At 45.5% G+C, this 17,016-nt stretch carries 20 protein-coding genes; 11 read left to right on the forward strand and 9 right to left on the reverse strand.

From position 1 onward, the window contains the following. Window positions 1-9 precede the first annotated feature (9 nt). A complete protein-coding gene (locus ACZIX4_RS14225) occupies window positions 10-1,035 on the reverse strand; it encodes a family 43 glycosylhydrolase (protein ID WP_463336307.1) in 1,026 nt (341 codons plus the stop codon). 404 nt (window positions 1,036-1,439) lie between these two features. Then, window positions 1,440-2,018 (reverse strand): DUF1287 domain-containing protein, encoded by a 579-nt coding sequence (locus ACZIX4_RS14230; protein WP_463336308.1) that lies wholly within the window; start codon window positions 2,016-2,018, stop codon window positions 1,440-1,442. Between the two features lie 98 nt (window positions 2,019-2,116). On the opposite strand from ACZIX4_RS14230, the gene radC reads away from it, so the two are divergent. After that, entirely contained in the window at window positions 2,117-2,815 is a 699-nt protein-coding gene (gene radC, locus ACZIX4_RS14235; protein WP_463336309.1) for a RadC family protein, read from the forward strand. A gap of 119 nt (window positions 2,816-2,934) precedes the next feature. On the opposite strand, the gene ACZIX4_RS14240 is transcribed toward radC, so the two are convergent. The 4 genes from ACZIX4_RS14240 to ACZIX4_RS14255 all read right to left on the reverse strand — a co-directional run bounded on the left by ACZIX4_RS14240 (window position 2,935) and on the right by ACZIX4_RS14255 (window position 6,559). Then, the gene (locus ACZIX4_RS14240) at window positions 2,935-3,846 is read right to left on the reverse strand and encodes a helix-turn-helix domain-containing protein (RefSeq protein ID WP_463336310.1); all 912 of its coding nucleotides are present in this window, start codon (window positions 3,844-3,846) and stop codon (window positions 2,935-2,937) included. Between the two features lie 55 nt (window positions 3,847-3,901). Continuing rightward, window positions 3,902-4,909 carry an aldo/keto reductase gene (locus ACZIX4_RS14245; protein WP_463336311.1) on the reverse strand — a complete coding sequence of 336 codons (1,008 nt, stop codon included), beginning with the start codon at window positions 4,907-4,909 and terminating at the stop codon, window positions 3,902-3,904. A 70-nt stretch (window positions 4,910-4,979) separates the two neighbouring features. Beyond that, on the reverse strand, window positions 4,980-6,017 hold the full coding sequence (locus ACZIX4_RS14250; protein WP_463336312.1) for an NAD(P)-dependent alcohol dehydrogenase: 1,038 nt from the start codon (window positions 6,015-6,017) through the stop codon (window positions 4,980-4,982). Window positions 6,018-6,220: 203 nt separating this feature from the next. Next, window positions 6,221-6,559, reverse strand: a complete 339-nt coding sequence (locus ACZIX4_RS14255) for a hypothetical protein (RefSeq protein WP_463336313.1) — start codon at window positions 6,557-6,559, stop codon at window positions 6,221-6,223. 304 nt (window positions 6,560-6,863) lie between these two features. Here ACZIX4_RS14255 and ACZIX4_RS14260 point away from each other — a divergent pair, with 304 nt between their 5' ends. From ACZIX4_RS14260 to ACZIX4_RS14285, 6 genes are all read left to right on the forward strand, one after another. Further along, the gene (locus tag ACZIX4_RS14260; protein ID WP_463336314.1) at window positions 6,864-7,250 is read left to right on the forward strand and encodes a hypothetical protein; all 387 of its coding nucleotides are present in this window, start codon (window positions 6,864-6,866) and stop codon (window positions 7,248-7,250) included. A gap of 170 nt (window positions 7,251-7,420) precedes the next feature. Continuing rightward, on the forward strand, window positions 7,421-8,047 hold the full coding sequence (locus ACZIX4_RS14265; protein WP_463336315.1) for an ABC transporter ATP-binding protein: 627 nt from the start codon (window positions 7,421-7,423) through the stop codon (window positions 8,045-8,047). 2 nt (window positions 8,048-8,049) lie between these two features. Beyond that, the gene (locus tag ACZIX4_RS14270; protein WP_463336316.1) at window positions 8,050-9,351 is read left to right on the forward strand and encodes an ABC transporter permease; all 1,302 of its coding nucleotides are present in this window, start codon (window positions 8,050-8,052) and stop codon (window positions 9,349-9,351) included. Then, window positions 9,344-9,841, forward strand: coding sequence for a hypothetical protein (locus ACZIX4_RS14275; RefSeq protein ID WP_463336317.1), 498 nt, complete (start codon window positions 9,344-9,346; stop codon window positions 9,839-9,841). The genes ACZIX4_RS14270 and ACZIX4_RS14275 overlap by 8 nt, the downstream gene beginning before the upstream one ends. Before the next feature lies 1 nt (window position 9,842). After that, the gene (locus ACZIX4_RS14280; RefSeq protein WP_463336318.1) at window positions 9,843-10,532 is read left to right on the forward strand and encodes a YjjG family noncanonical pyrimidine nucleotidase; all 690 of its coding nucleotides are present in this window, start codon (window positions 9,843-9,845) and stop codon (window positions 10,530-10,532) included. Then, complete coding sequence (locus ACZIX4_RS14285) at window positions 10,533-11,300, forward strand: hypothetical protein (RefSeq protein WP_463336319.1); 768 nt, start codon at window positions 10,533-10,535, stop codon at window positions 11,298-11,300. Window positions 11,301-11,471: 171 nt separating this feature from the next. On the opposite strand, the gene ACZIX4_RS14290 is transcribed toward ACZIX4_RS14285, so the two are convergent. After that, on the reverse strand, window positions 11,472-12,749 hold the full coding sequence (locus tag ACZIX4_RS14290; protein ID WP_463336320.1) for a replication-associated recombination protein A: 1,278 nt from the start codon (window positions 12,747-12,749) through the stop codon (window positions 11,472-11,474). Window positions 12,750-12,909: 160 nt separating this feature from the next. Here ACZIX4_RS14290 and ACZIX4_RS14295 point away from each other — a divergent pair, with 160 nt between their 5' ends. The 4 genes from ACZIX4_RS14295 to ACZIX4_RS14310 all read left to right on the forward strand — a co-directional run bounded on the left by ACZIX4_RS14295 (window position 12,910) and on the right by ACZIX4_RS14310 (window position 15,588). Further along, a complete protein-coding gene (locus ACZIX4_RS14295; protein WP_463336321.1) occupies window positions 12,910-13,488 on the forward strand; it encodes a hypothetical protein in 579 nt (192 codons plus the stop codon). A gap of 84 nt (window positions 13,489-13,572) precedes the next feature. Continuing rightward, window positions 13,573-14,343, forward strand: coding sequence for a rhomboid family intramembrane serine protease (locus tag ACZIX4_RS14300; RefSeq protein ID WP_463336322.1), 771 nt, complete (start codon window positions 13,573-13,575; stop codon window positions 14,341-14,343). A gap of 123 nt (window positions 14,344-14,466) precedes the next feature. Continuing rightward, the gene (locus ACZIX4_RS14305; protein ID WP_463336323.1) at window positions 14,467-15,135 is read left to right on the forward strand and encodes a hypothetical protein; all 669 of its coding nucleotides are present in this window, start codon (window positions 14,467-14,469) and stop codon (window positions 15,133-15,135) included. Window positions 15,136-15,150: 15 nt separating this feature from the next. Beyond that, a complete protein-coding gene (locus ACZIX4_RS14310; protein ID WP_463336324.1) occupies window positions 15,151-15,588 on the forward strand; it encodes a hypothetical protein in 438 nt (145 codons plus the stop codon). 94 nt (window positions 15,589-15,682) lie between these two features. Here the strand turns inward: ACZIX4_RS14310 and rlmB are convergent, their stop codons facing one another. Beyond that, on the reverse strand, window positions 15,683-16,432 hold the full coding sequence (gene rlmB / locus ACZIX4_RS14315) for a 23S rRNA (guanosine(2251)-2'-O)-methyltransferase RlmB (protein ID WP_463336325.1): 750 nt from the start codon (window positions 16,430-16,432) through the stop codon (window positions 15,683-15,685). A gap of 70 nt (window positions 16,433-16,502) precedes the next feature. Then, window positions 16,503-17,012 carry a lipid-binding protein gene (locus tag ACZIX4_RS14320; protein ID WP_463336326.1) on the reverse strand — a complete coding sequence of 170 codons (510 nt, stop codon included), beginning with the start codon at window positions 17,010-17,012 and terminating at the stop codon, window positions 16,503-16,505. Window positions 17,013-17,016: the final 4 nt, after the last annotated feature.

A 17,016-nucleotide genomic window follows, 5' to 3' on the forward strand; every position in this document is an offset into this window, starting at 1 on the left:
TTAAACAAATTAAAACTTTTCTATATACGGCCATCCGTTTTTATCCCATTTCAGTTCGGTGACAATCAGCTTACTGGCGCCGTTGTCGGCTATAGAATATCCGTGTGCCACAAAGTATTCCTTACCGTCAATTTTGTAAACCGAATTGTGCCCCAGCGCAGCCCATTTCACGCCGTCGCCTATGGCAATGTCGGTACCGTTTCCGTCTATCATGTCGTAGCCCGGCTTGTCTACATACGGTCCGGTTACTGATTTAGAGCGGCCTACCACCACATGGTAGTTGCTGTTTACCCCACGGCAGCACATATCAAACGAGGCAAACAGGTAGTAGTACTCGCCGTGCTTGTACACAAACGCGCCCTCTATCTGGCTGTCTTCCAGCCCGTAGTTGTAAGGCTTTTGGGTAGTAGGCCTGCGGGCTATGGTATGCCATTCCTCCGGATGCGCAAAGCCCATCATGTCAGGCGTCATCTTTACGGCCTTAATCCCGTCCCAAAACGACCCGAATACAAACCACGGCGTACCCGCATCGTCTACCACCACATTAGGGTCTATGGCCTGCCACAGGTCGCGCCCTAAAACTGACTGCACTATTTTACCCTGGTCGGTCCATTTGTATTTCGGGCTTTTCTGGTCGAGGGTAGGGCTGGTAGCATGGCCTATGGCAGCATCGGGCTTGCCGGGCGTGGCATTGCAGGCATAAAAAATATGGTACTGCCCCTTATAGAAAATAATATCTGGTGCCCAGATGTCGCCTTTAAAATTTGGCAGTGCCTTCAGTACCCACTCGGGTAACTTGTCAAAGATGGGTTTGCCTTCTGTCCATGTTTTCAGGTCTTTAGAATACATGGTGGTAATCCCTTTACCTGTGCCGAATACATAAAACGTATCGCCTTCTTTGGCCATAACGGGATCGTGCACGCCGGGATTTTTAGGGTTGAAGGGTAGCACCGGCAGTTCGGGTGGCGGTACTTCCTGGCTGTAAGAATTTACGGCTATAAAAGCCAGGGAGCAGAGAAGAAGTTTTCTGAACATAAGTTATAAATGTTTATTTTACACTTATGCAAGATAAGAAAAATTACAACGTTATAGTTGGGGTTTGTTCCAAGTTTAAAGTTTCAGGTTTCAAGTTCCTACTCGACCGTCTATACCAGCTGAAATTTAAAAAAAAACAACCCATAAAGTTTAAGGATTTGAGTGAAGCTCTAACTTTAAACTTTAAACCTGAAACAAAAAATCATAACTTGTACTGAACGCATTCTTTCAGTAAAAATGTGGAATATTACCTGTTAGGTGTGAAAGGGTCAAAATTTTAATTTGCTTAAAAACAGTTGCTTGTGATTTTTAGGCAAGTCTAATCTTCCACAGGAAATTGTAAAAGAATGTAAAAATTGTGGAATATTCGGGTGTTTTTGGCTTGGGCCAAAAAGTTATCAACACTATTTTTGGTACCTGTAATGTCCATTAATGGTATAGCTGAAAAGGCAGTCTTCCATCACCTGCCCGTTGCCGATATTGTGTACCATTTTGTACCTGCCACCGGCTCCTTTTTTGTCTACCACCAGGCCAATATGAGGGAGGCCGTTTGCCAACCTCCACGTAACGATGTCTCCGGGCTTGTAATCGGTTGGTTTAGTGGTTTTTGGCAGGCTTGTCCCTTTGCGGGAAAAGAAAACCTCAAGGTTGGGCACACGGCGGTGGTCTATATTGGTATCGGTACTGCGTAAACCCCATGTTTTCGGGTACTTAGCGAAGTTGGCCGCCATATCTGTATGCACTTCTTTTTGCAGGTCGATGCCCAGTTTTCGGTAGCTTCGGATTATTACGTCAGTGCAAACGCCTTGGTTTTTAGGCACATCGCCGTTGGGGTAGGGTATGGAGGTATAGGCTGAGTTGTATGCTACATTTGGGTCGATGATACTAATCGCAGCATCGGATAGCTTCCCGTAAAAATCCTGCTGTTTATCAGGGTTTTGGCTGCATGCAATAAGCAGCAGTAGGGCGAGTAAGTGCTTCATGGCGTGGTTTTTATAACTAACGCTGTGGCTTACGGGTATAGTATTTTAACATCGGTAAAAAATATGTATCTTCGTGAAATAACCAACCGCGATTTACCATGGAAGACAACCTTACTAACTTCTCCATAAAATACTGGGCTGAAGACGACCAACCCCGTGAAAAGCTGATGTTTAAAGGGCAGGCCGCACTTAGCGATGCTGAGCTGATAGCCATACTTATAGGTTCGGGCAGCCGCAATGAAAGCGCCGTGGAACTGAGCAAACGCATCTTGAAATCAGCAGATAACAACCTGAATGCCATGGGAAAACTCACCATAAAACAGCTGATGCAGTTTAAGGGGATAGGGGAGGCAAAGGCTGTAACCATAGCTGCTGCCATGGAGCTGGGACGCCGCCGCCGAGATGAGGCGGTACGCGAGCTGGACAGGGTAACAGGCAGTAAATCAGTGTTCCAGATTATGCAGCCGATAATAGGGGAGCTGCCGCACGAGGAGTTTTGGGTGCTCTACCTTAATAATTCTAACAAGGTGATTTATAAGACCCAACTGAGTAAAGGCGGCCTTACCGGCACCGTTGTAGATGCACGCCTGGTTTATAAAACTGCACTGGAACACAACGCGGTAGCCATTGTTTTGGTTCACAACCACCCCAGTGGGGTGCTGCAGGCCAGCGGCCCCGATAAGCAGATAACACGCCAGCTGCAAAGTGCTGGCATAACGCTGGATATTAAAGTGTTAGACCACGTTATCGTTACCGAACACAGCTATTTTAGCTTTGCTGATGAAGGAATTTTGTAGCTTTCAGCAGTCAGCAGTCAGCAGTCAGCAGTCAGCTTTCAGCCATTGGCATAACTCCAGATTTTAAGAAAAATAAGTTGCTCAATTAAAGCTGACAGCTGATAGCTAACAACTGATAGCTAATTAAACAACTTCCTGTATTCCAGTGGGCTTACCTCGGTTTTTGCCTTAAATAATTTACTGAACGATTGCGGGTGCTCAAACCCCAGTCGGTAGGCTATTTCGCTTACGGTAAGGGGCGTGTTTACCAGTATCTCTTTTGCTTTGTCTATCAGTTTGTTGTGTATGTGTTGCTGGGCATTCTGCCCGGTATGTGCACGCAGCATATCGCTGAGGTAGCCGGGTGAAACATTCAGGTGGTCGGCCAGGTCTTTTACCCTGGGCAGGCAGGTTTCGGTACCGTTAAAATGGTCGTTAAGCGCCTGCTCCAGTTTGCCTACGAGGTCGTTATTGGCCTGTTTCCGGGTTATGAACTGCCTGTTGTAGAAACGGTTACAGTAGTTAAGCAGCAACTCTATATGCGATACTATTACATCCTGTGTAAACCGGTCTATGTTGCCGTGGTATTCGTTGGCTATATTGTTCAGTATCTGGTCTATGAGCAATTCTTCTTTCTTGGAAACATAAAGCGCTTCCTTACTGTTATACGAAAAATATTCGTGCTGCTTAATGCTTTTTGCCAGGGCATACCCCTGTATAAAATCAGTGTGGAAGAGCAGCATAAAACCATTTGCGGGGCGGTCTGAAGGTTCATCTTCATAGCACAGCTGGCCGGGCGCCAGAAAGCTCATCACACCTTCATCAAAATCATAATAACTTTGCCCGTAGCGGATTTTTCCGGTGAAGTCGCGCTTGGCGGCAATCATATAAAAATCAAGTGCGAACCCCTGTGAGAAATCAGTATGCGAACCTTTCAGTTCAGCAAGATCTACAATGCTAACCTGCGGGTGTTCAGGCTCCCTGATGCCCAGCAGGCGGTGCAGTTCTGTAATCGTAGCTATTGGGATTATGGGTTTTGCAGGCTTTTTCATAAGTTATTTTTTAAAGCAGAAAAGCTACCGTAAAGATAGCTTTTCTTTAGTTATATTAAAGGTTCACCATATTCATGCCCGATGCGTCGTAGCGGTTGCCGGTATCGGTTCCCAGCGACACTATGCTTTCCAGGCGCTCCATTTCTGCGGGAGTGATGGTAATATCAGCCGCCGCAAGGTTTTGTTCGGCATACTTCACGCGTTTGGTACCCGGTATCGGCACAAAACCTTTGTTTACCGTCCATGCTATGGCCAACTGCGAAGGTGTAACCCCTTTATCGGCAGCCAGTTGGTTTATAGCCTCAAGCAATTCAATGTTTTTGTAAAACTGTTCCCCCTGGAATTTCGGGATACTGCGGCGGAAGTCGTTTTCTGCAAAGTCATCCGGGCTTTTTATATCTCCCGAAATAAAGCCCCTGCCCAGCGGCGAATACGGTACAAAGCCTATTCCCAGCTCTTTAAGCGTATCAAGTATGCCTGCTTCCTCCACGCTGCGCTCAAAGAGCGAATACTCGCTTTGCAGTGCCGTTATCGGGTGCACGGCATGCGCACGGCGGATGGTTTCGGCGGCAACTTCGCTCAGGCCTATGTAGCGTACCTTGCCTTCCTTAACCAGCTCGGCCATAGCACCTACGGTTTCTTCAATAGGCGTTTCCGGGTCAAGGCGATGCATGTAGTACAGGTCTATATAGTCTGTACCCAGGTTTTTAAGCGAACGCTCGGCAGCTTTTTTTACGTAGTCTTTTTTACCGTTAATGCGCCATGTAAGCTGCTCGTTATCATCTATTTCCCAGGCAAATTTTGTCGCAATAATGTAGTTGTCACGATTACCCGAAATGGCTTTGGAAATCAGGCGTTCGTTAAGTAACGGGCCGTATAAGTCGGCGGTGTCCAAGAAGTTACCGCCCAGTTCCAGCGAACGGTGTATTGTAGCTATAGCTTCGGCTTCATCGGCTTTGCCATATATATCGTTTCCGGCTATGGTGGTCATGCCCATACAGCCCAGGCCTACTGCGGGTACTATAAGGCCCTGGTTTCCTAAGTTTATTTTACTGATGCTCATGTCGTTTTTGTTTAATGATTGAATATTGAAATCCCGTAAAGCGTTCTGTTTCTTTTTATTATTGTTGAAGTTACAGCGTAGCCATATCTATTACAAAACGGTAGCGTACATCGCCGCGCTCCATGCGCTCGTATGCTGCGTGTATGTCTTTAATATCAATGACTTCAATGTCTGATACGATGTTGTGCTCGGCGCAAAAGTCCAGCATTTCCTGGGTTTCGGCCAGTCCGCCTATACCGCTGCCGGCTATGGCTTTACCGCCTGCCAGTAACGAAAACGCAGGTATTACGTAAGGCTCGTTAGGGGCGCCCAGGGCTATATGTGTGCCACGGCTTTTCAGCATGCCCAGGTACATGTTTACATCATGCGGCCCGGACACCGTATCTACAATAAAATCAGAGGTTTTGGTTGCAGCGGCTACCTGCTCAGGGTCTTTGGTTACCACAAAATGATGTGCGCCCAGTTTTTTGGCATCTTCCTCCTTAGCCGGCGAAGTACTCAGCACAGTAACATCGGCACCAAAGGCTACGGCAAATTTTACCGCCATATGCCCAAGGCCGCCAAGCCCCAGTACGGCTACCTTATGCCCCGGACCTACCTTCCAGTAACGTAGTGGCGAATAGGTAGTAATGCCGGCACATAGCAGCGGAGCCACGGCTGCAAGCTCTATCTTATCTGAAACGTGCAGGGCAAATTCCTCTTTTACAACAATGTTGTTGCTGTAGCCGCCATAGGTAGGCACGCCGTCATGTCCAAGGCCGTTATAGGTTTGCACACCGTGGCTGCAAAACTGTTCCAGGTCGTGGGTGCAGTCTTCGCAGTGGCCGCAACTGTCTACCATACAGCCTACACCGGCAAGGTCGCCCACCTTAAACTTTTTTACATGAGCGCCCACGGCTGCTATACGGCCCACAATTTCGTGGCCCGGCACCATAGGGAATATCCCCGGGAACCAGTCGTTTTTAATCTGGTGCAGGTCGCTGTGGCACACGCCGCAGTACATGATATCTATAAGCACATCGTGCGGGCCTACTTCGCGGCGTTCAAAATTCCAGGGGGCTAAATCAGTCTCGGCGCTTTGTGCCGCATATCCTTTACTTTTTGTCATGGCTATTGTTTTTATTTGTCTATTTTTAATCTGATAGTACAAAGTTGGCACAATCCATCCGTTTTGGCTGTAGCCAAATTGAATGCCGTTGTAGCCAAATTGATACTTTTTAGCTGCCTCTCCCCAGCCCTCTCCAAAAGAGAGGGGGCAGCTTCACTCAAGTTGAATATTATAGTTTTGATTTTAGTGGTTTGAAACAAAACCTAATTAGGATCGTACAATTCCCATGTAGCATTTTTTACAAGGTAATACCTATGATACATTTGCGCTGCAAATGGATAAACGGTGTCATTGATTTTAATGTTTACAACATCCTCACCAACATGTAAATCAAAATGTCCCTTTACCTTTAGTGTTTTACCTACGTAAGTGCTATCCCAATGGCTTAAGCCCGACATTAGGCATGTGCCACGGCTACTGCTTAGTACGGCCCCGGCTTTATCATTTCGTGCAGTTCCTGTTACAACTTCAAAATTGCCCGCATCTTTACCGGACTTACAACCCATAATCACAAAAAGAAAACAAAAGAAAATATGTTTCATAATTCATTGGTTTATAGTTGTTAATGCCTTTTAAAGAGGTTTATAAAAGTACTCAATTTTGGGTAGTAATAACAGGTGCTATTATAATAATTATTAGCCTGTTGCGGGGGCGGTTTTGTGTGCATCAGGTTGTTCCCGTCTTAAATGCAGGCGGGCAAGTACGGAGCATATGTTTAAAAAATCTAAAAAATGAAGGTGTAACTGGTAAAGTTGTGCAAAAAAACCTCATATTGTATTAGCGCTTTGTTAATCCATATGGTTGAATGGATTATAAGGTTTAATTTTACACCAAAATTGCTTGGATATGGACAATTATACAATGACATTTTATTGCAGGGACTGCCTTGTAGTACCGCCCGACCCCCGTATGCGTATGCGCGAGGTACAGAGCCAGGTGCTTAATAAAATGACCGAGCATAAACTGGAACTGGTAGATTTTAACCTTACCCAAAATTACCACATTTCCCCGGGCTATACCTCGCGTGGCGCAGCTTATAAAACAATGGTAGAGATACGGCTGGACCTTAACCGTGCCGACCTTAAAAGCCGCGATGCCATATACAACCGCTGCCTTAACGCACTGATGCACGGCGATGTATACCTTAGCGATTTTACCGATGAAACCCTGCAAAGCGGTGAGCCTTACAATATCTTTATCTTTGATATGAAAAACCATGCGCAGGCTTCTTAACCTTAGTGTTAATTCTTAAGCCTGTACGCAACCTATTGTATTTATTGTAATCTACACAATAGCCATGCTGAAATAAGGGTGTTTGTTGTGGTTTAGCCAGGCCACACACTATAAAATTACTTTTATAATAATTGCGCTTTGCGTATCTTGCATGCTTATTAAATAAGTACATGATTTCGACCCAAAATATACGCTTTTCCTACGGGAAGGGCACTGATTTTTCCTTTCCAGATATTACGGCGCAGGCAGGCGAAACCCTGCTGATTACAGGCGGTTCGGGTAAGGGGAAAACCACACTGCTGCACCTTCTGGGAGGGCTGCTGCGCCCGCAACAGGGGCAGGTAACCATAGGTGGTACTGATATAGAAACCCTTTCCGATAAAAAGCTCGACCGTTTCCGTGGGCAGCACATAGGCATTGTATTGCAGCAGTCGTACTTTGTAGCGGCGCTTTCGGTGCTGGATAATGTGGTGCTTGCATCGTGGCTGGGCAATGGCAGGAAAGCCACCGATAAAGCAACGGGATTGCTTACCCAACTTGGATTAGAAGCACACCTGCACAAACTACCGTCGCAACTCAGCATAGGCCAGCAGCAGCGCGTATCCATTGCCCGTGCATTGGTAAACAGCCCGCAGTTGTTACTTGCCGATGAGCCTACCAGCAGCCTGGACGATGAAAATGCCTTTATTGTGGCCGATATGCTTTCGGGATTGGCTAAGCAGTACGGCACCGCGCTGGTTATCGTAACGCACGACCAAAGGCTGAAAGACCGTTTTACTAACCAGATAGCACTGTAGCCATGATTACTAAAATAGCCTGGAAAAACATTTGGCACAAGCCGCTGAATACCACCCTGAGCATTGTACTGCTTACGGCCAGCGTAGCCATCATCACCCTGCTGATATTGTTGCAGGAACAGTTTGAAAAGAAATTTAACGATAATATAGACGGCATCGATATGGTGCTGGGAGCACAGGGCAGCCCGTTGCAGCTTATCCTTTCGGCGGTGTACCAGGTAGATTCTCCCACCGGGAACATTAACTATGACGAGGCCAAAATGTGGATGCACAACCCTATGGTGAAGGAAGCCATTCCGCTGGCCTTTGGCGATAACTACAAGGGCTACCGCATAGTGGGAACCACGCCGCAATACCTTACGCACTATGGTGCAAAGCTTCAAAAAGGTGCCGTATTCACTAAAGATTACCAGGTGGTAGTAGGCAGCGATATTGCAAAAAAAGTGAACCTTGAGGTTGGCGATAAATTCTTTGGTGCACACGGCGACGCTGCCGAGGGTGAGGTACACAAAGAACACGCTTACATAGTTACGGGCATAACCGAACCTACCGGCAAGGTAGTGGATAACCTTATACTGTGTACCATACCTACCGTATGGGGCATGCACGACGGCCATGCACACCATGAAGGCGAAGCGCACCATGATGATGCCGATGAAGAAGACCACGCACACGAAGGCCATGAGCCTGTGGATTATATGCAGCAGGACCATCACGAGGAAAACCACCACGATGAAGAAGCCCATGAAGGTGAGGGCCACGAAATAACGGCGGCGCTTATCAAGTTCCGCGGGCCTAAGGCGTATGTAATCTGGCCGAATATGGTAGCCATGAATACCAAGATGCAGGCTGCCGCACCGGGGGTGGAAATCAACAGGTTGTTTTCGCTGTTCGGTATAGGGCTGCAGGCGCTGCAATACCTGGCATACGGCATCATGCTTATTTCGGGTATCAGCATATTCATTGCGCTTTACAATACATTAAAGGAACGTAAATACGAGTTTGCCCTGCTGCGCGTTAATGGTGCAAGCCGCCTGCAACTGCTACTGCTGGTACTTATAGAAAGCCTGCTGCTGTGTGTTACCGGCTTCATCTTTGGCACTATTGTTGGGCGTATAGGATTGGGCCTTATTTCGGGTACCAGTGAGTCAGAATTTAAAATGGCGTTTAACCCCTACGAGTTCGTTTGGGATAAGGAAGGATATTTGCTGGGGCTTACTATCTTTGTGGGCATACTGGCAGCCGTAATACCCGCGGTTAAGGCGTATGGATTGAATATTTCTAAAACACTTGCAAATGCGTAAAACACTCATTATAGCCCTTGTGGCACTATCGGGCGTGGTACTTACTTCGGTAGGCCTGCCGTCTTCAAACCCGGCACCTGCTAAAGTTTCGGTTAGCGGCGAAAACACTTTTGCCTATGCCGATACCCTGAGCTGGAAGCTTTTGGGACAAATAAAATACCTGAAGAAACCGAGCAAAGATTATCCGGAAGGGGTAATGTACCCGGTAATAAACACCACGCTGAAAGCCAAACAGGGCAAGCCAATTGTAATGACGGGCTTTGTTATCCCTATAGATAACAAGAGCTACGCCATAAGTAAAAATATGTTTAAGGCGTGTTTCTTCTGTGGGCAGGCCGGGCCTGAAACCATTATGGGCATTAAGCTGAAAAACCCGGGGCAACGCTTTAAGACTGACGAATACCTTACACTGAAAGGTACGTTCCGTTATAACGACAGCGATGTGGACGACTGGATTTACCACATAGAAAACGCCGAAGTGGTTAAATAATATGAAGCTGCACAATAAGAAAGCCATCTTTTTTGACCTCGACCATACCCTGTGGGATTTCGAGAAGAATTCGGCTTTAGCCTTTGAACACATACTTACCGAAAATAGGGTAGCGGTTGATATACAACAATTCGTGGCATTGCACGTGCCTATAAATGCCGGTTACTGGAAACTGTACCGCGACGGGCTTATCACCCAACAGCAGTTGCGCTACGGCCGACTGAAGGATGTATTCGATGCGTTGGAGTACGAAGTAAGCGAGACGCTTATAGAAACGCTGTCGGAACAATATGTGGCCAATTTGCCATTGAACAACCACCTGTATGAAGGTGCTATTGAAATTTTGGAATACCTGAAACCCATGTACAGCCTGCATATTATAACCAACGGTTTCCATACCGTGCAGGAAGGCAAACTGAAAAACAGTGGACTGGAAGGGTATTTTGAAACGGTGACCAACAGCGAAAATGCCGGTTGCAAAAAGCCGCACCCTGCTATTTTTGAATATGCACTTGCTGCTGCCGGAGCCGAAAAGCACCACAGTGTAATGATAGGCGACTGCATAGAAGCCGATGTGCAGGGTGCTATAGACTGCGGTATTGATGCTATTTTCTTTAACGAGCACCGTGCCGAAGCGCCGGTTACCATACCGCAGGTAAACCATCTCCTTGAACTTAAAAACCTCTTATAAATGAAAAAGATTGCGCTGTATATCGCGTTGCTTTTCAGTGGCATTACCTTTGCCCAAAGCGAAATCATCAACAACTATAAATATGTTATCCTTCCAAGGAAATTCGAATTTTTTAAGGAAGAGAATAAGTATAACCTGAACCAGATTACCAAGCTGGCCTTTGAAAAATACGGCTTCAAGGTATTGTTTGTAGACGAGCAGCTGCCTGCCGAAGTAGCCCTTAACCGCTGCCGTGCGCTGTATGGCGATCTGGACAATAACAGTGGTATGCTTACTACCAAGGTGAGTATACTGATTAAAGACTGTTTCGGGAAAACAATTTTTACGTCAGAACAGGGATCCAGCAAGAACAAAGATTTTAGTAAAGCCTATTTTGAAGCTACCCGCGAAGCCGCACAGGCATTAGAAAAACTTAATTACACTTACGTAGGCGATGCCGCTTCTGCGCAATATTTTGCAGGCCAGGGGCAGGCTGTTGCCGTGCCGCAACCTCCGGCTGTACCTGCTGCACCCGCTGCCCCGGCAGTGGTGCCTCAACAGGTAGTAAACCAGAATACGCTATTTGCACAGCCTATTGCCAACGGTTACCAGCTGGTAGACAGCACACCTAAAGTGGTACTGAAAATGTACAAAACATCGCAACCCGATTCATACACCGCTGTGGGCGATACCAAAAATGGTGTGGTATTTAAAAAAGGCAACGAATGGTTTTTCGAATACTACCAAAACGACAAGCTAATCAGCGAGAAGTTGGATATCAAATTTTAATAAAGTTTCTGAGATTCTGAGACGCTTAGATTCTTAGTTTTTAAAAGATATTAAGTCATATATAAAAGGCTTCACTGAAAATTAGGTGAAGCCTTTTCTTATTTCTTATGAGTGTAAACTTAGCTGCTGAGAAACTCAGCGTCTCAGAATCTAAGTATCTCAGCATCTTTCTCAATACCCATACTTCCCTTTCCAGCGCTTCCTTAGGGCCTCGCGGTCGGCATTTTCGCGGCTGTTGGCACCGGGTTCGTAGAAAGCAGTGCCGCTTATAGCATCGGGCAAAAACTCCTGGTCGGCAAAGTTATTATTGTAGTCGTGGGCATATTTATAGTCGTCGCCATAGCCCAGTTCCTTCATCAGTTTGGTAGGGGCATTGCGCAGGTGCAGCGGTACAGGCAGGTCGCCGGTTTGCTTCACTACACTTTGCGCCTTGCCAATAGCCATATACGTGGCATTGCTTTTGGGTGAATTGGCCAGGTACACCGCACACTGGCTTAATATTATCCGTGACTCAGGATAACCAATCGCAGTCACTGCCTGAAAGGTGTTGTTTGCCATAATCAGTGCAGTGGGGTTGGCATTGCCTATATCTTCACTGGCCAGGATAAGCATACGGCGGGCTATGAACTTCAGGTCTTCGCCACCTTCAATCATACGGGCCAGCCAATACACGGCGCCGTTAGGGTCGCTGCCGCGCATGCTTTTTATAAAAGCGGAAATAATGTCATAGTGCTGTTCGCCCGTTTTGTCATACAGCACAGTATTTTTTTGCACCAGCTGCATCACACGTTCGTTGGTTATTTCTATGGTATCGCCGTCAACGGCATTAATAACCAACTCAAAAATATTAAGCAGCTTGCGGCCGTCACCACCGCTAAGGCGCAGCAGTGCTTCCGTTTCTTTAAGGTCTATGTTTTTTGTTTTCAGTACATTGTCTACCTCCATGGCGCGGTGCAGCAGGGCTTCAAGGTCTTCGCGCGTAAAAGGGTTCAGCACGTATACCTGGCAGCGCGAAAGTAGTGCGGGAATCACCTCAAAGCTCGGGTTCTCGGTAGTGGCACCTATAAGCGTAACCCAACCGCGCTCTACCGCCGCCAGCAGCGAATCCTGTTGCGACTTGCTGAAACGGTGTATCTCATCAATAAACAGAATAGGGTTTTTGGTGGTAAACATACCGCCGCTTTGCTTGGCTTTATCTATCACCTCACGCACGTCTTTAACGCCGCTGTTTATGGCACTCAGTACATAAAACGGGCGGTTGCTTTCCTGTGCCATTATCTGCGCAAGGGTAGTCTTACCTGTGCCAGGAGGCCCCCACAGTATAAGCGATGGGATGATGCCGCGGGCTATCTGGTGTGTAAGCGAGCCGTTTGGCCCCACAAGGTGCTGCTGGCTTATGTATTCTGATAAATGCTGCGGGCGTATGCGTTCTGCCAAGGGTGCTTCCATAGCGTAAAATTACGGATTTTAAAACTATTGTGCGGCTGCTTTGGTAAAGTGTTATAATTTGTTTGGGGCCAGTGTTTTGCGGTGTTAAAGTTTTTGACCGAAACAGGAAAATAGCTACATTTATAGGGTGTATGTCATTTTAAACCAATCTGTTATTAGTATGAAAAAGATACTTGTACTCCTGTTGCTTATCCCCTCGATGGGAATTGCCCAAAATGGCGGCGGATTATCCCCGTTGCTGAACCTTATTATATTTACTGGGGCTTTGCCACACCATCATACATCCTCAGCACGTATATCGTTTCCCGGTAAGTGGGAAGGTACGGCCGTATACTATAATGATACTATAACCGGCAACTTTGCGGTAAAGCAGGGTGTACTGGAAACAGAAAAGCTTTATGTGCCAATATACGACAGCAGGATTACTTTGCTGCATCTTAGAGGAGAGAGCAGTACGCTTTATATTGAGCGCCTGAAAGAATATGACGGGTTTATGCACCGCAGGCTTTTTGAGAGCTTTGGGGTAACGGTATACGATGATAATTGGTATACATTTGATAATAAGAATGTAAAGCGGGGTAGCCTGCTTTTCTCATACCAGGGCAAATTTTATGCAATCAGGAATAATATTTTTAAGCATACTGATGAAAACATCCGCAATGTGCTGGCACAAATAGCCATACCGGAAACTGACAAGGATGCTATTTTACAGCAATGCATGAAGCTTATTAAAGCCTGATTTTCGTAAACGTATAGCCGTAGAGATGCCTGCCATTTTAACAGGAAAAAAAGTTTGGTTGCCTTTTTGAGTTATCCTAAGCCTATGAAACAGGATAACGAACCTTTCCGTTTTTCGCCCTCGGTAGTGCTGTGGCCGCTTGTTGCCGTGCTCTCCATCTGGATTTGCTACTGGGCCGAAACAAAATACCACCTGTACCTTAACCAGTACGGCATTATGCCCCGCACCATACGTGGCTTACGCGGCATTATATTCAGCCCGTTTTTGCACGGCAGCCTTCAGCATATATACAACAACAGCATACCGCTTTTTTTGCTCATAGCCGCGTTGCGCTATTTTTACCGAAGGTATGCACTGCGTGTTATAGTGTACGGTGTATTAGTTTCGGGTTTTGTTACCTGGCTGATAGGGCGGGGGTACAGCTACCACATAGGTGCCAGCGGGCTTATTTATGCCTTGGTGAGTTTTATGTTTTTTAAAGGGATACAAACCGGTTATTACCGCTTAGTGGCAGTATCGCTTACCATAGTGCTGCTGTATGGCGGTATGGTATGGTATGTTTTCCCGGGGGTAGATAGCGACATAAGTTGGGAAGGCCACCTGGGTGGGTTCCTGGCCGGTATGATTTTCTCACGCTTGTACGACACGCCAGAATACAAGCAGCAGCAAATAGTATACGACTGGCAACAACCGGATTTTGACCCGAATGCCGACCATTTTATGAAGCGCTTTGATGAAAACGGTGTGTTCCAAAACCCACCAAAACCTGAGGATATAGAGGTGATAGATGCAGAGATATTATCGCCGCCTCAGGAAATTAGAATTGTTTATAACATAGTGAAAAACAGTGGTTAATCTATAGAATTATGTAGTTAATCGACTTTAACATATCTTTAAGATTGCTTGTCTTTTTTTATTTTTTCATTTGTCCCAGTTAACCGGTCAACCAAAAAAAATCTAACAATCAATCTAATTTTTATGAAGAAGTTTTTTCTTGCAACGCTTGTTGCGCTTTCCTTGCTATCATGCTCGGGAGAGCAAAATGTATCAACTCCTAAAGAAACTGAGGCAGTAAAGCCTAATGTTACAGCACGTTACAGCCAACAGGATTTTGAAGTTATTTACAACCGTATGGTTACTTCAAGTGAATATTTAACGTATAAAGCTGCTGAGGATTCATTTATGTTAAAGTTGAATTATACAGGAGATGGAAGTATATTTAGTTCGAGTACTACTTTATTATCCTGGATATCCTCAAATTTATCTACAACAAGTTTTACAAGTTACAATGCTGCTCAAAGTGAATATACCAACCTTAAAGTTTTATATGCACCTGTAGTTAGTAACCATAGCGATTTTTTTCTTGCGACTTTAGATCCTGATAATGATGATGTATTCATTGAAGTCCTTATGCCCGATGACAACATTACAGAAAATAGCTGCGGATGCAAGGCAAGTTATTATGCCTGTTGCAAAGGAGCAAATATGATTTATCATGGAGGGCTTAAGCGTGCTCGACAACAGTTAGCGGCGAATGAAATTTCAGATCTTGGTTTTCAGGCGGAAGCTTTTAATCTCCGGTTAGAATTACAATTTAATCTTTCAAACTGCCTAAGGGCACTAAAGCTTTGCCAGCAAGGCTGCTAACTTAAATAAGTCGCTATGAAACATTTATTATTTATAAGCCTGTTGTTTTTAGTTTTATCATGTGGTTCTGATAAAAAGGTAGCTGATATGCCCGATGTACAAGCAATTAATGACACAATAGGTAGTAATAGTAAGTTACCGGAACTTTATGAGAAATTAATCCACTCAGAGAGTTTTATTAACATGGAGAAACTGCAGAATCAACTTATAAGTAAATTAAATGGTAAAGCCGTAAAAGGTATTTTCAAAAATGAAGAGACTTTTAAAAAATGGCTGGAACTGAATGTTTCACAGACAAAGTTTAAAGATGTAGGTGAAGGTGTTTCTTTGTATAAAGAGGCTCTTGAAAGCAGTAAAGTTTGTTACGAAGAAAACGCTGAGTATTATAAAGCTTATGCAAATGCTACTTCAGAAGCGGATATAATGCAATATTCACCTATTACTGAATATTAATTTCATTTTTGATTAATTTAAAAAGCCCTCCCGAAGTGAACAACTTTGGGAGGGCTTTTCTATTGAGTATAGCCGAATCTGAAATTCTAATAATCTAACCTTCTAACGATCCAATCCTCTGCCTTACCGTTTCATACAGGAACGCCCCGCAGGCTACTGATACATTTAACGATGATATAGTGCCATACATAGGCAGTTTGGCTTTGTCGTCTACAATTTTCAGTACCGATGGGTTAATACCGCGGTCTTCGCTGCCCATAATAATGGCTACAGCCTCTCTGAACGATACATCATATAAGTTGTTTTCGGTCTTCTCTGTAGCGGCAACAGTCTTAATACCCGACCCCTGCAGGTGGAAAATAGCATCTTTAATATGCTCTACTTTACAGATAGGCACATTAAATACTGCCCCAGCTGAGGTTTTTACAGTATCGCCGTTTACCGGTGCCGAACCTTGTTTTTGTACAATAATACCATCTACGCCGGTACATTCGGCAGTACGGATAATAGCCCCGAAGTTTCGGGCATCGCTAAGCTGGTCCAGTATCAGGAACAGGGGAGTTTTCCCGCTTTCCAAAACGGTTTCAACCAGCGTTTCCAGGTCGTGGAATTTTACCGGCGATATGCTGCCCACGGCACCCTGGTGGTTGTTAGGGGTAAGGCGGTTCAGCTTTTCTACGGGTACGTAGGTAAAGTTTATACTGTGTTGTTTCAGTACTTTTAAGAGTTCGCGCATCAGGTCGCCCTGTGCATCTTTCTGTATAAACACCTTGTCTACTTCTTTCCCTGCGTTTATTGCCTCTATAATGGCGCGTATGCCAAATATCTGGTATTCTTTTTCCATGTGGCAAAGGTATAAAAAAACCACCCCAAAAATGGGGTGGCTTCAAATTCACATTATAATACCTAAACTGCTAATATTCGTCTTCTTCAAAACCTGTACGTTTGTGGCCGGCAAAAATAAGTACAGTTTCGGGGTCGTAGTTAAATACGCCTTTAAAATAAATGCTGTCTACAACCACACCGGTAGCCGAGTGGCCGCCGTTTTTAATAATCTTGCCTTCGGTAATTGTCACTTCCGATTCGTCTGCGTTGTTAAACGCATCGGTAGCGGTAAAGGTAAGGTTGTCTGTATCTACATTCACTACAGATTCCAGCCACCAGCCGGTAAATGCGGTGCCTTCGCGGTCGCTAATCCACATACCTCCGTTATTATCATCGTAGGTACGGTGCAGGGCGTGTTGTACGTACACGTCGCCTGTAGCTTCATCGCTAATGTCTATCCACCATTCGCCGTTCATGGCTTCGGTAGGGGTGCCGCCGGTATCATAGTCATCGTACCCATCGTCGTCACATGCTACTGCTACAATACCTGCCAGCAGTACCAGTGCTATATATTTAATATTTGCTTGTATCTTTTTCATTTGT

This window comes from Flavobacterium niveum, assembly GCF_055231775.1.

Excerpts from the sequence above, each read along its gene's own strand:
- ACZIX4_RS14225 (WP_463336307.1), bottom strand. The coding sequence starts at position 1,035 with ATGTTCAGAAAACTTCTTCTCTGCTCCCTGGCTTTTATAGCCGTAAAT.
- ACZIX4_RS14230 (WP_463336308.1), bottom strand. The coding sequence starts at position 2,018 with ATGAAGCACTTACTCGCCCTACTGCTGCTTATTGCATGCAGCCAAAAC.
- radC (WP_463336309.1), top strand. The coding sequence starts at position 2,117 with ATGGAAGACAACCTTACTAACTTCTCCATAAAATACTGGGCTGAAGAC.
- ACZIX4_RS14240 (WP_463336310.1), bottom strand. The coding sequence starts at position 3,846 with ATGAAAAAGCCTGCAAAACCCATAATCCCAATAGCTACGATTACAGAA.
- ACZIX4_RS14245 (WP_463336311.1), bottom strand. The coding sequence starts at position 4,909 with ATGAGCATCAGTAAAATAAACTTAGGAAACCAGGGCCTTATAGTACCC.
- ACZIX4_RS14250 (WP_463336312.1), bottom strand. The coding sequence starts at position 6,017 with ATGACAAAAAGTAAAGGATATGCGGCACAAAGCGCCGAGACTGATTTA.
- ACZIX4_RS14255 (WP_463336313.1), bottom strand. The coding sequence starts at position 6,559 with ATGAAACATATTTTCTTTTGTTTTCTTTTTGTGATTATGGGTTGTAAG.
- ACZIX4_RS14260 (WP_463336314.1), top strand. The coding sequence starts at position 6,864 with ATGGACAATTATACAATGACATTTTATTGCAGGGACTGCCTTGTAGTA.
- ACZIX4_RS14265 (WP_463336315.1), top strand. The coding sequence starts at position 7,421 with ATGATTTCGACCCAAAATATACGCTTTTCCTACGGGAAGGGCACTGAT.
- ACZIX4_RS14270 (WP_463336316.1), top strand. The coding sequence starts at position 8,050 with ATGATTACTAAAATAGCCTGGAAAAACATTTGGCACAAGCCGCTGAAT.
- ACZIX4_RS14275 (WP_463336317.1), top strand. The coding sequence starts at position 9,344 with ATGCGTAAAACACTCATTATAGCCCTTGTGGCACTATCGGGCGTGGTA.
- ACZIX4_RS14280 (WP_463336318.1), top strand. The coding sequence starts at position 9,843 with ATGAAGCTGCACAATAAGAAAGCCATCTTTTTTGACCTCGACCATACC.
- ACZIX4_RS14285 (WP_463336319.1), top strand. The coding sequence starts at position 10,533 with ATGAAAAAGATTGCGCTGTATATCGCGTTGCTTTTCAGTGGCATTACC.
- ACZIX4_RS14290 (WP_463336320.1), bottom strand. The coding sequence starts at position 12,749 with ATGGAAGCACCCTTGGCAGAACGCATACGCCCGCAGCATTTATCAGAA.
- ACZIX4_RS14295 (WP_463336321.1), top strand. The coding sequence starts at position 12,910 with ATGAAAAAGATACTTGTACTCCTGTTGCTTATCCCCTCGATGGGAATT.
- ACZIX4_RS14300 (WP_463336322.1), top strand. The coding sequence starts at position 13,573 with ATGAAACAGGATAACGAACCTTTCCGTTTTTCGCCCTCGGTAGTGCTG.
- ACZIX4_RS14305 (WP_463336323.1), top strand. The coding sequence starts at position 14,467 with ATGAAGAAGTTTTTTCTTGCAACGCTTGTTGCGCTTTCCTTGCTATCA.
- ACZIX4_RS14310 (WP_463336324.1), top strand. The coding sequence starts at position 15,151 with ATGAAACATTTATTATTTATAAGCCTGTTGTTTTTAGTTTTATCATGT.
- rlmB (WP_463336325.1), bottom strand. The coding sequence starts at position 16,432 with ATGGAAAAAGAATACCAGATATTTGGCATACGCGCCATTATAGAGGCA.
- ACZIX4_RS14320 (WP_463336326.1), bottom strand. The coding sequence starts at position 17,012 with ATGAAAAAGATACAAGCAAATATTAAATATATAGCACTGGTACTGCTG.